This is a genomic window from Flavobacterium sp. CF108 (assembly GCF_900129795.1).
Classification (GTDB): domain Bacteria; phylum Bacteroidota; class Bacteroidia; order Flavobacteriales; family Flavobacteriaceae; genus Flavobacterium.
Map to the genome: position 1 here is coordinate 26,450 of NZ_FQWW01000005.1, position 18,009 is coordinate 44,458.

An 18,009-nucleotide genomic window follows, 5' to 3' on the forward strand; every position below is an offset into this window, starting at 1 on the left:
ATGAAATCACTATTCGACGCCGTTTCTTTTAAATGCAGCAAACTGATTACCAAAAACTACAGTTCTTCTTTTTCGCTTGCTGTAAAAATGCTGTCACCAAGCATTCGTGATGCTATTTACAGCATTTACGGATTTGTTCGTTTTGCTGATGAAATTGTGGATTCTTTTCATGATTATGATAAACAATCCCTAATTGACGATTTTGAAAAAGAATATTATAAAGCAATGAAATTAGGAATCAGCCTAAATCCTATTTTAAATTCATTTCAGCATACTGTGAAAGAATATAATATTACCGACGATCTGGTTCAGGCATTTTTAAAAAGCATGAAACTCGACCTTATAAAATCAACTTACAACACACAAGCCGAATACACAGATTACATTTACGGTTCTGCCGATGTTGTGGGCTTAATGTGTTTAAAGGTTTTTGTTACAGGAAAAGAACAAAAATACGAGCAGTTAAAAAATGAAGCCATGCGATTAGGATCGGCTTTTCAGAAAGTGAATTTTTTGAGAGATTTAAAAGATGACAATACAATCTTGAACCGAACTTATTTCCCGGGTGTTAACCTCAACAATTTCAACGAAGATTCAAAAACACAGATCATCAAAGAAATCGAAGAAGATTTCCGCATTGCGTATCAGGGAATTATAAAATTGCCAATAGAAGCCAAATTTGGAGTTTATACCGCATATGTTTATTATAGAAAATTGCTTAAAAAACTAAAAAATACACCGTCTCATGAAATTGGGAATTCAAGAATCCGGGTTTCAAATTATACAAAAGCAGGGCTTTTAGCGCAGTCGTTTGTAACGTATAAACTGAAGTTAGTATAATTTCGTTCAGTTTTGTCATTCTGATTAAGCTAACAGTTTGACATCCTGAGCGAAGTCGAAGGAACGCGAGAGGCTCGACAAAGATTGTCACTTTAGATTGCGGAGCTACTTACGGTCCTTCGACTTCGCTCAGGATGACAAAAATGAGAGAATCAGGCAATAAAACAAAAAAATAATCTTTAGAGTCAATCTTTTATAAACTAAAGTTAAGCTCTACATATTTTAAATCATAATTTTAATAACAACATTTATAAAATGATTTCTTTTTTAATCTTTTTAGGCGTTTTTCTGTTTATGGAATGTGTTACCTGGCTTACGCACAAATATGTAATGCACGGTTTTATGTGGTATTTTCACGCCGATCATCATCAGCCAAAATACGAGCATACTTTTGAGCGCAATGACATTTTCTTTGTCATTTTTGCGACACCAAGTATTCTTTTATTTTATTTTGGGGTTGAAGGCGGGTTCAATTATTTATTTTTTATTGCCTGCGGTATTACGCTTTACGGAGCTTGTTATTTTTTAATTCACGATGTATTAATTCATCAGCGTTTTAAATGGTTCAAAAACACTAAAAACAAATACCTAATCGGACTCCGAAAGGCGCATAAAACACACCACAAACACCTAAATAAAGAAAAGGGAGAATGTTTCGGAATGTTGTTTGTACCCTTAAAATATTATAAAATGTAGATTATTTGAGCGTTCCCAAAGATACATTTGTAACAATTGATTTAGTTAGAAGATGAAATTATACAAGATAGCAACCGTACAATATGTAAACGCCAAGGTCGAAGACTGCTGGGATTTTTTCTCCAGTCCAAAAAACCTGCAGACGATTACACTCGACAATATGAATTTTGAAATCAAAGATTTCGATGAAAAGCGAATGTATCACGGGCAGATTATAACTTATACTTTACGACCGCTTTTAGGTATCAAAATTTCGTGGGTCACCGAAATTACAGCCTGCAAAGAGAACCACTATTTTATCGATGTTCAGCGTTTTGGCCCTTATAAATTATGGCATCACAAACACTTTTTTGAACGAACAATCGACGGCGGAACCAAAATGACAGACATTGTTCATTATGCGCTCCCACTCGGGATTTTAGGAAGAATTATGAATCGGTTAGTAGTGAAGAACAAACTAAAAACAATTTTTGATTTCCGTTATAACAAAATCGAAGAATTGTTTAATTCAAAATCACAGCCAAAGATTATTCAGATTAATGCAGAGCAAAAAAGCATTTAAAAAGAAAGGCACAGATTTCACAGATTAACACAGATTTAATCCTTTTAAATCATTTAATCTGTGGCAAAAAAACAAAACGGAATTCTCAACATAATGACAAAACAAAAAGTTTCCTTTTTCTGGTTCAGACGTGATTTACGTTTAGAAGATAATACCGGATTATTTCACGCTTTACAATCGAATTTTCCTGTAATTCCATTATTTATTTTTGATGATGATATTCTGGACAATCTTCCGAAAAACGATGCCAGAGTAAGTTTTATTTACGATTCTCTTCAAAAAATAAATACCGAATTAAATACTTTTGAATCTTCGATTTTAATCAAAAAAGGAAAAACAAAAGACGTTTGGAAATCACTTTTAGAAGAATTTGATATTCAAAACGTATTTTTCAATAAAGATTATGAGCCTTTTGCAATCCAGCGTGATACAGCAATTTGTTCTTTATTAAAAGAAAATAATATCGAATGTTTCTCTTTTAAAGATCATGTTATTTTCGAAGAAAAAGAAATCACAAAAGCCGATGGGCTTCCGTACACGGTTTATACACCTTATAAAAATAAATGGCTCGAAAAATATCATTTTTTAGGATCGGCTCCAGAATATGATTCGAAACCATTTCAATCTAATTTTGCAAAAAATCAATTTACATTTCCTGAATTAGCAGCAATTGGTTTTGAAAGAAGCTCGATAAAAGTTCAGCCGCACAACTTAACACAAATTGTCAATTATAAAGAAACAAGAGATTTTCCGGCTCTTGACAGTACATCTTACCTTTCGCCGCATTTGCGTTTCGGAACCGTGAGTATTCGGAAACTGGTAAACTGGGCAAATCGAAAAAATCAGACTTTTTTAAGTGAATTGATTTGGAGGGAATTCTTTATTCAGATTCTGTTTAGTTTTCCTAATTGTGTGAATCACAATTTTAAATCGGCTTACGACGGAATTCAATGGCGAAATAATGAAGAAGATTTCAAACGCTGGTGTTCCGGAACAACTGGATACCCAATGGTCGATGCCGGAATGCGGCAACTCAATGAAACGGGTTATATGCACAATCGTGTTCGTATGGTTGTGGCCAGTTTTTTATGCAAACATTTATTGATTAACTGGCAATGGGGCGAAGCTTATTTTGCTGAAAAACTATTGGATTTTGAATTAGCTTCAAACGTAGGAAACTGGCAATGGGCAGCGGGAACAGGCTGCGATGCCGCGCCGTATTTCAGAGTTTTTAATCCTGAAATCCAACAAAAGAAATTTGACGAAAAAGGCGAATACATCCGCAAATGGATTCCTGAGTTTGATTTTGGTTATAATGAACCTATGGTTGATCATGCCTTTGCGAGGGATCGCGCGATTGCGACTTATAAGGCGGGGATTTTGAAATAAGTTTTTTTGTTTCAGGTTTCAAGTTACATCCAGTGTGTCCTCACTTTGCAATCCTTCGACTTCGCTCAGGAGGACAAAAATTGTGTTCAATCTAATAACCTGAAACTTGAAACCTGAAACAAAAACTAATACTTTAAATAGTTATCAACCACAATTTTCGCCTTTAAATCAAACATTAAATTATAAAGTCCGAAGAAAGTACGGTTCATATAAATAAAGTGCTTAGAGCCACGATTTCCGTTCATTTTTTTCAAATTTGTATCTTCAGAAAAGCGTTTGCCTAATTCTGCAATCGCGTTAAAGAAAGTTTCATCGGCAAAATCAAAAGTTTCATTTTGAAAAGGTTTTGTAAAAAGTGATAATAAATCATGAAACATATCGGTGAAATATTCCACTTCTGCCGGACTATCATCTGGACGAAGGATTTCTAATTCGAATAATTTCTCATTAAAACGTTTTTCATCTGTAATTACATTTTTGTTGATTAACTCAAAATATGGCGTGTAGAATTCTTCAGGAATTTGTTTCATACAGCCAAAATCCAAGGCAATTAATTGGTTTTCATCATTAACTAAAAAATTTCCCGGATGCGGATCTGCGTGTACTTTTCGCAAAACATGAATTTGGTACATATAAAAATCCCAAAGCGCCTGCCCTACTTTATCGCCAACTTCCTGATCTGTATTTTTAGCGGTAAATTCAGAAAGATGAATTCCTGTCATCCAATCCATTGTAATGATTTTCTCTGATGAAAATTCCGGATAGTAATTCGGGAAAATGATATTTTCAATTTTATTACAAGCTTCTACAACCTCCTGACTTTGTTTTAATTCTAACAAATAGTTGGTTTCTTCAATAAGTTTATCTTCAACTTCTTTAAAATATTTATCTGAGTCTTTTCCCTGCAGATTAAACATTCTGATCGCAATAGGTTTTACCAAAGCCAAGTCTGAAGAAATACTGTTGGCAACGCCGGGATATTGAATTTTAACAGCCAATTTTTTATCATTTTTCTTAGCCAGATGAACCTGACCAATACTTGCTGCATTTACGGAATTTGCATTGAACTCATCAAAAATTTCATAAGGTGTTTTGCCAAAATTAGTCTTGAAAGTTTTTAAAACTAAAGGTGCAGAAAGCGGTGGAACTGAAAATTGCGATAAAGAAAATTTCTCCACATAAGCCTGAGGCAAAAAGTTTTTGTCCATGCTTAACATCTGCGCCACTTTCAAGGCACTTCCTTTTAAGCTTTTAAGTCCGTCGTAAATATCTTCAGCGTTATTTTCGTTTAGTTTATCTCGGGTTAAATCTGGGTTTACTACTTTTTCAGCATAGTGCTTTATATAATTTACTCCGATTTTGGCGCCGGTTTGAACTAGTTTTCCGGCTCTTTCTATTTTTGAAGTTGGAATATAATCGATTGTTTTCATTGTTTGCTGTATATTTTTTCTTTGAATAGAAATTTTCCAAAATCTATTAAATGATTCATTGGCGCAACATTCATTAATTCAAATGATGCATTAACCGATTTTTCGATAAAGATGTCTGTTTTTTCAAAAGCGGCAGATTCATCTTCCATCCAGAATTTAATGGTCAGCATTAATTGTAACCATGCCGATTCCTGAATGGCTTTTTCCTGAAATTTCTGCAGTTTTTCTTGTTCTAATCTATAATCATCAGTTAGAATTTCTGAAACATATTCTTTAAAACTATTTCTAAGTGTAGTTAACTGAACCAGGTTTTTAAGCGGATTTCTATCAATTTTAAGCGATTGTAAAACGTAACTTCTGTTTGCGGTTAAGATTTCGAAGAAGGTAAAATAGAAACTCAGCATTTTATTCTTCATGTCATATTCCTGATATTCTTCGTTTTTATGAAGTAAGCTGACTGTGTTTTCAAAAAACAGTCGGAATATTTCTTTTTCTAAACCTTCTAATGTTCCAAAAAAGGAATAAAACTCAGCTTCGGTAAAATCATTTTCTTTGGCAAAATGATAAACTGACTTTGGTTTTTGGCCTTTTTCTAAAACTTCATCCATGTATTTTGAAACGATATCATCTTTGGTAATTACCTTCTTTTTAGTCGTCATTTTATTTAAAATTTAGAATTTGCCATAAAGGTAAACATTGTTTAAGTACCTTTACTAATGATTAAACGGCAAGCACTGTTAAATATATTATAAACTATTATGACTCAAAATGTTCTATTAACCGGAGGAAGCGGATTCATTGGAAAACATTTAACAAATGTTCTTATTGAAGCTGGATATTCTGTGTCTGTTTTGAGTCGTTCTGATAAAGAAAACACTGCTCAAATCACGTATTACAAATGGGATTTAAACAAAAATTATATAGACGAAAATGCTGTTTTAAATGCTGATTTCATAATTCATCTTGCGGGTGAAGGAATCGTTGAAAAAAGATGGACAGAAAAGAGAAAAAAAGCAATTTTAGAAAGCCGCATAAAACCCATTGATTTGATCTTTTCAGTTTTAGAAAAAAACAATAAAAAACTTAACGCTTTTATTTCGGCTTCGGGAGTTGGTATTTACGGCGCTGTTACCAGTCACAAAGTTTGTACGGAAGAAACGCCTGCAGCAAATGACTTTTTAGGCACAACCTGCCAAATTTGGGAAAATGCAGTTGATAAAATCGAAGCATTAGGCATTCGAACCGTAAAAATCAGAACTGCAATTGTATTGGGAAAAGATGAAGGATTTTTGAAAAAAGTCAATCCTAATTTTAAAGCTGGTTTTGGTGCCGTTTTAGGATCAGGAAAACAATATTTACCATGGATTCATATCGAGGATTTATCTCAAATTTATTGCAAAGCAGTTTCAGATGACCAAATGCATGGCCCGTATAATGCGGCTGTGACAGATAACACTACAAATTCGAGGTTTTCTAAAATACTGGCAACATTATACGGGTATGCTATCTGGCTTCCTAAAATACCTCCTTTTATTCTTAAAATTGTTTTAGGAGAAATGAGCGAAGCTGTTTTAACAGGCCAAAGGGTTTCATCAGAAAAAATACAAAAAACCGGATTTGAATTTCAGTTTACTGATTTAGAAAAAGCGCTTATAGCAAGCATCAATTAAAATCATTTCAAAGTTAAATACTTCATATCTTCACTTTGTACAACTCCAAGTAAATGAGTATTGGCCGTTTTTGAAATTTTACTGGCAACAACACTTGGTATTGCTATATTAAAATCTGAAACTGAGATTGGGTAATTACACGAAATTTGTATTCCTTCCGGAACTCTTTTTATCAAGGCTTTCATTTCAATGATTTTCGATTTTCCGTGAAGGTAAAGTTTTCCTTTTACGTCATATTCCTTTTCAATTTCATCAACGTTTTTTAAGTCAAATTTTTGAACTTTCCCTTTAAAAACTGATTTTGGATAACGATGGCTTTCAATATAATTTTCATTAAAATGTTCTTGCATTAAATCCATTTTAAAACGAAAATCTTTGATTACAACAGTACAGATTAAAGTACTTGTTTCAGGTTCGAGAATAATAGTTCCGAGTTTATTTACTGCTTTTACTTCTTCAAAAAAAGGAACAGAAGCTTCAAAATTTACAACTGCCGTAGTGGTTTTAAATTTGTCTTGGGCAAGTAATGAAAATGCAGTAAAAAATAAAATAAGCAATGTAGTTCTTTTCATAATCGTCATCAATTAAACAATTATGTCATTCTATTTCTAAGAAGAATTTTACAAGTTCAAAAATAGAACGGCAGTACTCCGTGAAAAAATTCGTAACCTAATGTTTATACTTAAAGTTACGAAATTTACAGATGCAGAGTTCTTGAACTAGTGCTAAATATTTGTGAATGTTTTTGGGGTGTGAAATGGTGGTTGTAAATATGAAATATAAAGTCCCTACGGGACAAAAACGGTATCGGTAATTTATTTTTTTCTACCGATATTTAATCTCTACGAGATATTTTTTTGACGGTAAAAAAACAAATTTCTCATAATCCCTCCGGGACAAAATGAAATTGTAAATTTTAATTTTTCTACCGATATTTAATTCCTAACGGAATATCTCGTAGAGATTAAATATCGGTAGAAAAAAACAATGAATAGCCCCAAAATGTCCCGTAGGGACTATACTGCTATTATTAATGACATTTTATCCATGCATTGGCGTACAAATCTCCAATAAAAACCCGTCTGTATCTCTTACATACGCGACAACTTGTCCCCACGGCTTTTTCTTTGGTTCTGCAACTAAAACAGCTCCAAACGAAGTTGCTTTTTGAACAAGTTCTCCAACATCTTCTGTAATAAAACCTAATTCAATTGCAAAAGGCTTGTCTTCTAAACTGCTTTCTATAAAACCTTCGCTTAAGTTTTGCGATGCTAATTTTTTTGATGCAAACGAAATAGTGGTTTCGCCAGTATTTAATTCTCCATAATCATTATCCGGACTTATAAACTTTCTTGCAAATCCAAATACATTTTCATAAAACTCTATTGATTTTTCTACGTCTTCAACGTACAAAATTGTATATCCAAACTTTACCATGATTTCTTTATTTAATGAATGATTAATAAAAATGAGATGTCCCTGGGACAAAATGTGTGGATGCATATCTTTTTCGTCTACTGCCGACGAGATATTATATTACTAATATAATCATTGAATAAAAAAATTACAACTAAATAAGAAAGAAAAATTTCGGAGAGATATCTGATTGGTAGAAAAATTTAGCTGATTTCTAAAAGTACATTGTATTTATCCAAGCTTGCTAAGTCTTCAATAGAGTTAACGCTGGTAACTTTTTCATGTTCTTCTACTTCTTTTCTAACTTCAATATGCTTGATTGCTTTTCTAAAACGTCGCACTTCTTCGAGATTAGATAAGATAAGACCCGGAACGGGAACGCTTTTTCCTTCTTTATCTTTGGCAACCATTGTAAAATAAGATGAATTACAATGTTTGATTACTCCGGTTTGAATATTTTCTGCTTCAACGCGAATGCCCACAATCATCGAACTTCTTCCCACATAATTTACTGAGGCTTTCATGGTTACTAATTCTCCTACTTCTATTGGTTTAAGAAAGTTTACCGTATCAACAGAAGCCGTTACACAATAGTTACCGCTAAATTTTGAAGCCGAAGCAAATGCAATCTGATCTAAAAGCTGTAAAATATATCCCCCGTGAATTTTACCGCTAAAGTTAGTATGCGACGGAAGCATTAATTCAGAAATGCTGATTTTTGATGAAGAAACGGGTTTAAAATCTGTAGTCATGTTTTTTGTTTTTGGAATATTTGGTATTTTATTTTAATTCAATAATTCGGTTTCATCCGTATTTAAAGCTCTGTTGATAATATTTTCGGGAAGTGATTTCTTTGCTTTTGCACCCATTTTTTTCAATTTTTCAACACTCGAAATCAAGTTTCCTTTGCCGTCAACAAGCTTATTCATGGCACTTTCATATTCTGTTTTAGTATCTTTAATTTTGTTTCCAATTCTAACTAAATCGGTAACAAAACCTTCAAATTTATCGTATAAAGCTCCGGCTTGTCTGGCAATTTCAAAAGCATTTTCCTGCTGTTTTTGATTTGCCCACATGCTGTCTATGGTACGCAGCGTTGCTAATAATGTACTTGGCGTAACAATTACAATATTTCTGTCGAAAGCTTTATTATATAAAGTAGAATCTTCGTTTAACGCAATCGCAAAAGCCGGTTCTATCGGGATAAAAAGCAATACAAAATCCGGGCTTTCTATTTGATATAAATCGTGATAATTTTTATTTCCGAGTTGTTCAACGTGGCGTTTAATGGATGAAACATGTTCTTTAAGCCAATCGATTTTAAGTAAATCAGATTCTTCGTTTACCCATTTTTCATAAGCGACCAAAGAAACTTTAGAATCGACAATCATTTTCTTTCCATCCGGAAGATTGATTACAACATCTGGAAAAACACGATTTCCTTCGGTATTTACAAAACTTTGCTGTACTTCATATTCTCTTCCTTTTTCTAAACCAGATTTTTCAAGAACGCGTTCTAAAACAAGTTCACCCCAATTTCCCTGCATTTTACTGTCGCCTTTTAATGCTTTGGTCAAGTTTAAGGTTTCTTTGCTCATTTGAGCGTTCATTTCACTTAAACCAATAATCTGCTGGCGCAATGCTGCGTGATAATCGATACTTTCTTTATGTGTTTGATCTACTTTTTGTTCAAATACATGAATTTTATCCTGAAGCGGCAGCAGAATGTTTTTCATGTTTTCACTATTCTGTTCTGTAAATTTTGCCGATTTTTCTTCAAGAATTTTATTGGCCAGGTTTTCAAATTCCTTGGTAAATTTTTCCTGAAGTTCGTTTATTTCACTTTTTTGTTCTTTATGGCGTTCCCAAAGATTCTCAAAATCAACTTCTTTTTTAGAAAGCTGAATCGCCAGACTGTCTTTTTCTGTTCTGATATTTTCTTTTTCAGAATTGGTTAAATGAAGTTGTTTCTGAAAATTATTTCTTTCCGTTTCAAATTGTTCTTTCTGTAATTGAAGCTGATTTGTATTTGCATTAAGTCTTTCTTCTAAACTTACTTTTTCTGCTTGAAATTTAGCCGAAAACAACATTTTTCCTAAGTATATCCCCAGAAACAGAGCAATTACAAAAGCCAATAAAAGTGGAAGAAATTCTATCATATCTAAGTTTATTTTAAGTAAAAGTACGCAATAATACGTAGTGCTTAATTTTTAAAATTAAAATTTCACGAATTAGTGTCGGTTCTAAATTAATCAAACAATACTTTTTTAGAAAAATCATTCTAATAAAAATTAAATAAAAAAATTTAACGCAACCATTTTAAAGCAGCTCCATCTACATTATATAACCTATTAAAAAATAATCATGAAAAAATTAATGTTGAGCTTATTTATCGCTTTTGGATTTAGCGCCTGCTCTCTTAGTAATGACGACCTGAATGTTGATTGTGGAACTAATGCAGATTTACCTTTTTCGGGCTTCCCTTTATTATGTAACTATAGTGTAAAAACTTTTCCTAATAATCCAAGTGCGCTTATTATAACTTCACAGGAAAAAATGGACTCCTATTTTACAAAACATGCAAATACCTGCACAGTTGCAAGCGATCCAAACATTAATTTTAGTGATAACTATATGATTGCACTTTTTGCAGGAGTAAAACCTACAAATGGTTACGCAATAAAAATTACTTCAATTGTACAAAATAACTGCGAAATCATTGTTAATTTCTACGAAAAAGGACCACAAACAGGAGAAACTTTAACGCAGACTCCAACTTATCCAACAGATTTCATTTTGATCCCGAAAACTGCAAAAGCAATTTTGTTTAACAGAACAAACGAAAGTCCTGACAATATCGTAATTGGAAGCTTTGGAACCACAAATGACTTTTTTCAGATCAATGACTACAACGTTTTAAAATTCCTAGGTGTAACTACCGGAAACTATGAGTTTGAGCAATATAAATACAATGCTAAAACGGTAAGAAGTGAATATACTACATTGTCAAAAACGATCCCTACAGAAATTACAGCAATTAAAGGCCAGACAAAAACGTATGGTACACCAGGTGCTCAAGGCGGTGTTTATTTTGAGCTTCGTCAGGGAATTACGGTAACTAAAATTACTATTGACAATAATGATACTGCAGATATGAGCAGCGAAATAAAAGCTTTCAGAATGGCGCTTAAGGCAAAAATCAACAGCTTAAAATAATACTCATTGAGTATCGTCTGTATCTTTTGCAACCCAACAAAAGATACAGATGTACTTGATAATCAAAAACTAACACAAAATACCACTAGTTCTAACTATTTACAAAATGTAGTTTTGTAAGCTTTTAAGAACTATTTTTGCAAAACCAAATTAATCCATTTTTTGAAAGACGATTTAGAGAAATATATTAAGCTTTGCATGAAAAATGACAGAGGAGGACAACTGAAAATATATCAGTTGTTCTCTCCTGTTTTATATGGTATTTGCCTAAAATATATGAAAAACGAAGACGATGCGAAGGATGTTTTCCAGGAAGCATTTGTAATTGTTTTTCAAAAAATCGGCCAATATAAATTTGAAGGAAGTTTTGAAGGCTGGCTAAAACGGATTTTCATTAATAAGCTGATTGAAACTTTAAATAAGAAGAAAAAAGAGAGTTTCTTTCTTGATGTTTTTGATCCCGATACTGATTTTATCGAAGAAGAGGAACTGGACGTTATCCCAATAGAACAAGAAAAACTGTTAGAATATATTAGAGATTTACCGGATCAATATCGAACGGTTTTTAACCTCTATGTTTTTGAAAAGATGAAACACAAAGAGATTGCCGAATTACTAAAAATCTCTGAAGGAACATCAAAATCAAATTTAAATAGAGCCAAGCATATTTTGCAAAAAAGAATACTGAGCATAAAAAATTTTAAGATAGCATGAAGAAGCAAAAAATAGAAGATATTTTTTCATCAATGGAAGACTTTTCGAGTGTTCCGCCTCCTGAATTGTGGGGGCAGATTGAAGAAAAACTCGACAAACCTAAAAAGAAGAAGAGAGCAATTCTTTGGTGGTCGGCGGCTGCATGCTTATTATTAGGTTTACTGCTCCCTTCTGTATTGCATTTTACTTCTGATAATTCAGGAATCAAAACAATACAAAACAATTCTACTGAAAATAATAATGTTGTTCTGGATCAAAAAAATAAGGATACAGATAAAACCAGAAGTATTGAAACTAAAGAAAATATCCTTGAAAAAGAATCTAATAATAATCGAGTTTCGTCATCAGAAAAAACAACAAATCAATCAGGCAATAATCAATTAAATCAAAATTCAAAAACAGTTAAAGCTCAAACGGGTTCTCAAAACAAAACAAATAATAACAGCTTTGAACCAAAAGTAAATGTCGAAAGAAATAATGCCGTAGCCGAAAAATCATTTGTTCCAGCTAGAGAAAATGGGTTAAATGCAGATTCTAAAAGTCAAATTTCTAACAATAAAAAAGAAAATATAAATCGCGCTGTCGCCGAAAAAACATTTGTTTCAGCTGGAGAAAATGGATTTAATGCGGCATCTAAAAATCAACTTTCGACCACTAAAAAAGAGAATTCAAACAAGGCTGTTGCCGAAAAATCATTTGCCCCAAACAAATCGGATTCTTTTAATTACGGTTCAAAAAGTCAGTCAGACGTTGAAAAAAGAAATGCTGACAAGATTTTAGCAGAGAAGAAGTTTGCTCCGGCAAAAACAAATAATTTTAATGCTGTTTCAGGAAATCAGGTACCGAATTCAATTTTTGAGGATCTTTCAACTTCAAAAAGCAAAAATGCGCTTGCACTTAATGCATCAAATTCTGCTGCAAAGAGAAATCCAAATGCTTTAAGTCCTTCGTTGAATAAAGAGAAAGAAAATATTCAAAAAACGACTGCTGACAAAAGTATTGCAAATGTTCAAAATGGTAATTCAAAAAACAATACTGCTTTTGCCAATTCAAATGTTTTGAGCAAAAAAGATTCTGTGCAGTTAGCTGAACTTCAAAATTTAGAAAAAGGAATTGCTACAATTACTCCGGAAGAAGAGAAAAAGAAAAAAGAAGACAAAACATTATCTAAATCAGAAAAATGGGCTTTACAGCTTTTTGCCGGTGTTGCCAATTCTGAAAATTATAAAAACAATAAAACTTTAGGAAACGTAAACGATTCTAAACAAAGTAATTCGTACGGTGTAAAAACGCAGTATAAAATCAATAAAAAATGGGCCGTTGCTTCTGGTTTTAAGATTAACGAACTGGGGCAAAGTGTGGCAAATATTTCTTATCTAAACGCAAGAAAACAAGCTCTTTTCAGCTCAAGCGATTATTTTGTAAAAAACGAAAGTGTTCCTCAAATTGCAAGTAATGGAGCAAATTATGTTTTGGTTTCAAACAGCACAAAAGATGTTTTGAAAAGTGACAACATTGAAACTGGGAATTTAGACCAAAATTTACGATACATCGAAATGCCTTTAGAAGTTTCCTATTCTATTTTTAATAAAAACAGAACAAACATTAATCTAAACACAGGCGGATTTGTTGGTAAACTGATTTCGAACAATATCGCAATTGATGGAAATTCTATGGGTGAAAACGTAAATGCAAACGATTATGTTTATGGTACAACTTTGAGCAGTACGGTACAATATAGAGTTTATAAAAAAACAAACGTTTTTGTTGAACCTGCTGTTAATTATTATGCAAATCCTTTAAGCAATCAATCTTTTAATCAATTTCAATGGGGATTGAATTTTGGATTGAATGTTAACTTTTAATATCTATAGTTTATTGTTTTTAATTACAAATAGATATAACAAAAAGGCGGTTCAATTGAACTGCCTTTTTTATTGAATTAATGTTTGATTTATTGTAATTTTCAGGAAAAATAAAACAATAAATGGCCTTTAAAAACAACTGGAATGATTTAAAATTTATTCCGAAGAATTTACAAATTGCAAAAGAACTGATTTATGACATTTGCGATTTCGAATGTTCTGAACCTCAACCCGAAAAAGAAAGTCAGGAATATGACGCTTTTGATTTTAAAATCGGCGAAAGCCAGATTAAATTTAGATCGGCTAAAATTACGCCTGCCAAAACAGGTCAGTTTGTAACTTTATGGAAACGAAATAAAGCTGGAATTATCGAACCTTTTGATTATTCTGATGCAATAGATTTTGTAATTGTAAGTGTTCAAAAAGAAAATCTTTTAGGGCAGTTTATTTTTCCGAAAGAGATTTTGCTCAAAAAAGGGATTTTCACTACAACTGTAAAAGATGGAATAAGAGCCACAAGAGTTTATCCGCCTTGGGATGAAACAACAAGCAAACAGGCACAAAAAACCCAGCAATGGCAATTGGATTATTTTTTGTCCATTTCTGATCCAATAGATATAAATCGTGTTCAGTTTTTACTTGGCAAATAGATAAACAAAAAGGCAGCTCAATTGAACTGCCTTTTTTATGAATTAATCTTAGATTATTTTTTCAGGATTTTTTCTTTATAAATTACTTTATTGTTTTCTGATAAAGTATAAATGTAAAGTCCCGGATATAAATTACGAACTGACATTACGGTGTTTGAAAGTTCCTGACTGCTTTTAATTTCAATAGGATTTCCTAATACACGACCGTTTATATCATAAAGTCTTAGTTTAAGATTTCTGTTTTCGCTTGTTTTTACTGCAAAATTTAAATCATCAACAGCCGGATTTGGGTATGCTTTTACAAAAAATCCGTTTTTAGTTCCAAAATCAGGAGTCGATAAAACATCTTGTTTTAATTCAAAACGGGCAATTACAGGTCCGTGATCTGATGTTGTTGTCGTATAACTCGGGATATCATTACGAGGATCATAAACAGCAATGGAGTTAGGAATATATTGATCGCTTAATTCATTAGAAATTATAATGTGATCTAAAAATCCGCCTGAACTTAAAAAACTGTAAGCTCCAGCCTGGCTGATTCCTAAAGTAAGTGCATTGTAATTATTCGTATCGGTAACAAAACTTTCGTAAGATGAAGGATTTGGCGTAATTACAGATGCTTTTACGTCATCATTATAATCTCCTAAAATGATCAAATTAGAATTTGAATAATGTGCATCTAAACTGTCTTTTAAAACTTGAGCATCATATTTACGCATGTTGTAACGTGAGATATCGCTTCCGCTGTTTGCACGCGCGTGAAGATCTACCAAATTGATTTCTTTTGTAAATCCGCCCATATTGGTTTCGATTGTTACCAAATACGGCAAACGTCCAGAAGAGAAAAAGCTAGAACCGTTTCCACCAGGATAATTAGGTAATGTTTTTGTTCCTGCACGAACTTCATCATAAAACTCTTTGAACATAACACGAGTCTTTTTTACTGTTGTTGTCTGCGTGTTGTAAAGTACTACTAGTTTTTGCGGCGGGAAATTTGGATCTGGTGCCTCAAAAGAATACGACCATGATGTTGAAGTTGTTTTTCCGAATGTTTTTCCGTTGATGTTTATTTTTTGAATTAAAGCATCAATCGAAGGATCATCAGAAACTTCCTGAACTACGTAAACGTCTGCATTTAATTTGTTCATTACCTTGGCAACATTATCAATTTGCAAGGCATCATCTGTTGGTCCAAATTCTACTCCGTCAGTTCCTTTTACATCACTTCCAAAAAATTCTAAATTATATGTTACCACATCAAATGTATCTGCTTTTGGTAAAGAAGAACCTGTCAATAAACCAATTTGTTTGTTTAACGAAGTTCCGGTTACTGTTAATTGTCCAGATATTAAAAGCTCTTTTGTAGTAGGTACAAATCTTGCATAAAGCGTTTTTCCAGCTGCAGCTTCGGCACCTGTAACTACAATACTGGATTGAAATGAAATATTATCCAATGACAATTCAAAAGATGCCGGAGCTGTAATTGTAATATCGTTATGACCTTCTGCATTAAAAATAAAAGACTGGCTTGCAGAAACAGTATTTGGTGCAACATCTCCAAAATCTAAAACAGGATTTGAAGCTACATAACCTGATTCACTTGTAATTGCTACATCGTCTAATGACCACTCGGCTGCGAAATTAGTTCCGCCAGCTGTCGTTTCATAGACCCAGGCTAAATAGGTATTGCTTGTTTTGTAATCGTTTAATTTGATGTATTGCGATTTAGTGTAAGTTCCCGTAACGGTTGGAAAATTACCTTGTATCTCTGTCCATGTTGCCGTTTCAGGATTACTTTTTCCATCATAATCCGTAGATACTACTAATTTTAAAGCTGAACCAGCATAAAATTTACGCGAGTAAAAAGATAATAATGCAAATTGTCCAAAAGTATCTAAATGCAATTTTGGTGAAATCAGCCAATCTTTACTCGCTCCAGAATCAGAATATCCGTTCATTAAAACGGCTCCAGTACCTGAATTTACATTTCTTGCAACCGTTGTTGGCGACCATTTGTTTATCGTTCCGGCAACATTATATTGTGTCCATCCGCTATTAGATAAAACATTAGGATCATTAAATCCTTGTACGTACGGATTAATTCCTACTCCTGTCAGTGTAACAATTTTTGTTGCAGCACCATTTGATTCATGCGTTATTTCGCCAGTAAAACTGTTGATTGCATTTGGTGTAAATTTTACATAAACAGTTGGAGTTGCGTTTGAAGCAAAATCAGCAGCTGTAAAAGTTAATGTCGATGCAAAAGTGCTGTTATCTTTAGAAATGGTAAAATTTGCTGTTGAAGTTAAAATAACATCATCAGTAAGATTTAAACCTTGAAGCTGGTACGAAAAAATATCTGAATCAAAATTTGTTTCAGAAAAACCTAAATTTAAAGAAACAACCGATGGTGTTAAATTAGGAAGCGCAACGCTTGAAGTTGCCGCATCAATTCTATTTACTGTAGACTGAATATTTCCATATGGATCTTCTGAAATAGAAAAAACAGAATACGCTGTACTTAAACTTAATCCTGTAAAACTTTTTACATATTCCTGTGATGCATTTGTAATATCTAAAAATCCAGATTGCAAAGCTGCTGTTCCTGCTGCATCCTGTCCTGCTTTTATCTGAGCAATTGCAGGTTCTGCACTTCCGCCTGGTAATAATACATAATACGTTTTTGCAGGTTCGTCTAGTTTATTAATAAAATCAAAGCTTTGTGCTAAAATGTTATCTGCTTTTGGATAACCTGTCGCATTTACCGGAGCTGCAACATCGCTTTTAATATCAATATTATCAATTGCAAATGATGGACGCGCACCCGCTCCAGAAACTTGTCTTGAAATCCATCTAATTTGAACTATTGGCTGATTATCGCACTCTGCAGGCAAAGTTACTTTTATGGTTTTTAAATTCTGAGGCGTTGTAACCGCAGTTGTCTGCTTTACATCGTTATTTGCGTAAGCAGTTGGTAATAACGAAATAAAAGGAGCACTTGTACCAACTCTATACTGTAAAACCATTTCATTAATACGCGTATTAGTTGTGGCAGGCGGTACATCGTATGGATTACGAATTGTCATGGCATCATACTGAACTTGTATGGCTGTTTCTCCTGTAGCATCAAAAGCAAAACCAATCGCAAGGTCTAATGAGCCTGTGTTTAAAAAACCAATTTTGCCATCATAATTATGAAAATTACCGCTATTAGTTACCGCAGTACTATTAGCCACTAAAGGTCTGTCTGCCACTAATGCTGCATTTGTATTAAAAGCAGATCCGGGAGCTGTACTTGCTGTCCATCCTTGAAATCCAGCAGGATATGCTGTAACACTTGGAGCAATAGCGAAATTCTGCTGGTATGGCAAATCCTGAGGAGTTGGAAAGGTTTGCGCTACCAGACTTAGCGAACAACAAAAAAAACTTAAAAAAGCCACGAAATGGCGAATTGAGTAAATGTTTTTCATAAATTTAATAATAGGGGTTTAGAAATCAAAGTTATACTGTTTAAAGTTAAGGGAATATTGTAAAAACTTAAATTAATTGTAAGTTTTTACA

16 protein-coding genes are annotated in these 18,009 nt (G+C 33.1%); 9 read left to right on the top strand and 7 right to left on the bottom strand.

All coding sequences use genetic code 11. The annotated features are described in order from the left end of the window. From BUE10_RS14290 to BUE10_RS14305, 4 genes are all read left to right on the top strand, one after another. On the top strand, positions 1–840 hold the full coding sequence (locus BUE10_RS14290; RefSeq protein ID WP_073486190.1) for a phytoene/squalene synthase family protein: 840 nt from the start codon (positions 1–3) through the stop codon (positions 838–840). A 255-nt stretch (positions 841–1,095) separates the two neighbouring features. Further along, a complete protein-coding gene (locus BUE10_RS14295; RefSeq protein WP_073486192.1) occupies positions 1,096–1,536 on the top strand; it encodes a sterol desaturase family protein in 441 nt (146 codons plus the stop codon). Between the two features lie 52 nt (positions 1,537–1,588). Continuing rightward, positions 1,589–2,098, top strand: a complete 510-nt coding sequence (locus BUE10_RS14300) for an SRPBCC family protein (RefSeq protein ID WP_073486194.1) — start codon at positions 1,589–1,591, stop codon at positions 2,096–2,098. A gap of 93 nt (positions 2,099–2,191) precedes the next feature. After that, positions 2,192–3,487, top strand: a complete 1,296-nt coding sequence (locus BUE10_RS14305; RefSeq protein ID WP_073486859.1) for a cryptochrome/photolyase family protein — start codon at positions 2,192–2,194, stop codon at positions 3,485–3,487. Positions 3,488–3,612: 125 nt separating this feature from the next. On the opposite strand, the gene BUE10_RS14310 is transcribed toward BUE10_RS14305, so the two are convergent. Both BUE10_RS14310 and BUE10_RS14315 read right to left on the bottom strand, forming a co-directional pair. Further along, the gene (locus tag BUE10_RS14310) at positions 3,613–4,917 is read right to left on the bottom strand and encodes an ABC1 kinase family protein (protein WP_073486196.1); all 1,305 of its coding nucleotides are present in this window, start codon (positions 4,915–4,917) and stop codon (positions 3,613–3,615) included. Beyond that, positions 4,914–5,576 carry a TetR family transcriptional regulator C-terminal domain-containing protein gene (locus BUE10_RS14315; protein ID WP_073486198.1) on the bottom strand — a complete coding sequence of 221 codons (663 nt, stop codon included), beginning with the start codon at positions 5,574–5,576 and terminating at the stop codon, positions 4,914–4,916. The genes BUE10_RS14310 and BUE10_RS14315 overlap by 4 nt, the downstream gene beginning before the upstream one ends. Before the next feature lie 99 nt (positions 5,577–5,675). On the opposite strand from BUE10_RS14315, the gene BUE10_RS14320 reads away from it, so the two are divergent. Further along, a complete protein-coding gene (locus tag BUE10_RS14320; RefSeq protein WP_073486200.1) occupies positions 5,676–6,587 on the top strand; it encodes a TIGR01777 family oxidoreductase in 912 nt (303 codons plus the stop codon). A gap of 2 nt (positions 6,588–6,589) precedes the next feature. Here the strand turns inward: BUE10_RS14320 and BUE10_RS14325 are convergent, their stop codons facing one another. The 4 genes from BUE10_RS14325 to rmuC form a co-directional block, all read right to left on the bottom strand. Beyond that, on the bottom strand, positions 6,590–7,159 hold the full coding sequence (locus BUE10_RS14325) for a YceI family protein (protein WP_073486860.1): 570 nt from the start codon (positions 7,157–7,159) through the stop codon (positions 6,590–6,592). A gap of 469 nt (positions 7,160–7,628) precedes the next feature. After that, positions 7,629–8,024 (bottom strand): VOC family protein, encoded by a 396-nt coding sequence (locus tag BUE10_RS14330; protein WP_073486202.1) that lies wholly within the window; start codon positions 8,022–8,024, stop codon positions 7,629–7,631. Positions 8,025–8,206: 182 nt separating this feature from the next. Further along, complete coding sequence (locus BUE10_RS14335; protein WP_073486204.1) at positions 8,207–8,755, bottom strand: acyl-CoA thioesterase; 549 nt, start codon at positions 8,753–8,755, stop codon at positions 8,207–8,209. Between the two features lie 33 nt (positions 8,756–8,788). After that, positions 8,789–10,162, bottom strand: a complete 1,374-nt coding sequence (gene rmuC / locus BUE10_RS14340; RefSeq protein WP_073486206.1) for a DNA recombination protein RmuC — start codon at positions 10,160–10,162, stop codon at positions 8,789–8,791. Between the two features lie 205 nt (positions 10,163–10,367). Between rmuC and BUE10_RS14345 the strand changes: the two genes are divergently transcribed. The 4 genes from BUE10_RS14345 (at position 10,368) to BUE10_RS14360 (ending at position 14,448) form a co-directional block, all read left to right on the top strand. Further along, a complete protein-coding gene (locus BUE10_RS14345; RefSeq protein WP_073486207.1) occupies positions 10,368–11,219 on the top strand; it encodes a protease complex subunit PrcB family protein in 852 nt (283 codons plus the stop codon). A 162-nt stretch (positions 11,220–11,381) separates the two neighbouring features. Continuing rightward, on the top strand, positions 11,382–11,933 hold the full coding sequence (locus BUE10_RS14350) for an RNA polymerase sigma factor (RefSeq protein ID WP_073486209.1): 552 nt from the start codon (positions 11,382–11,384) through the stop codon (positions 11,931–11,933). Further along, a complete protein-coding gene (locus tag BUE10_RS14355) occupies positions 11,930–13,798 on the top strand; it encodes a hypothetical protein (RefSeq protein ID WP_073486211.1) in 1,869 nt (622 codons plus the stop codon). The genes BUE10_RS14350 and BUE10_RS14355 overlap by 4 nt, the downstream gene beginning before the upstream one ends. Positions 13,799–13,920: 122 nt before the next feature. After that, the gene (locus BUE10_RS14360) at positions 13,921–14,448 is read left to right on the top strand and encodes a MepB family protein (protein ID WP_073486213.1); all 528 of its coding nucleotides are present in this window, start codon (positions 13,921–13,923) and stop codon (positions 14,446–14,448) included. Positions 14,449–14,501: 53 nt separating this feature from the next. Here BUE10_RS14360 and BUE10_RS14365 read toward each other — a convergent pair whose 3' ends face one another. Then, a complete protein-coding gene (locus BUE10_RS14365; RefSeq protein WP_073486215.1) occupies positions 14,502–17,918 on the bottom strand; it encodes a T9SS-dependent choice-of-anchor J family protein in 3,417 nt (1,138 codons plus the stop codon). Between the last annotated feature and the right edge of the window lie 91 nt (positions 17,919–18,009).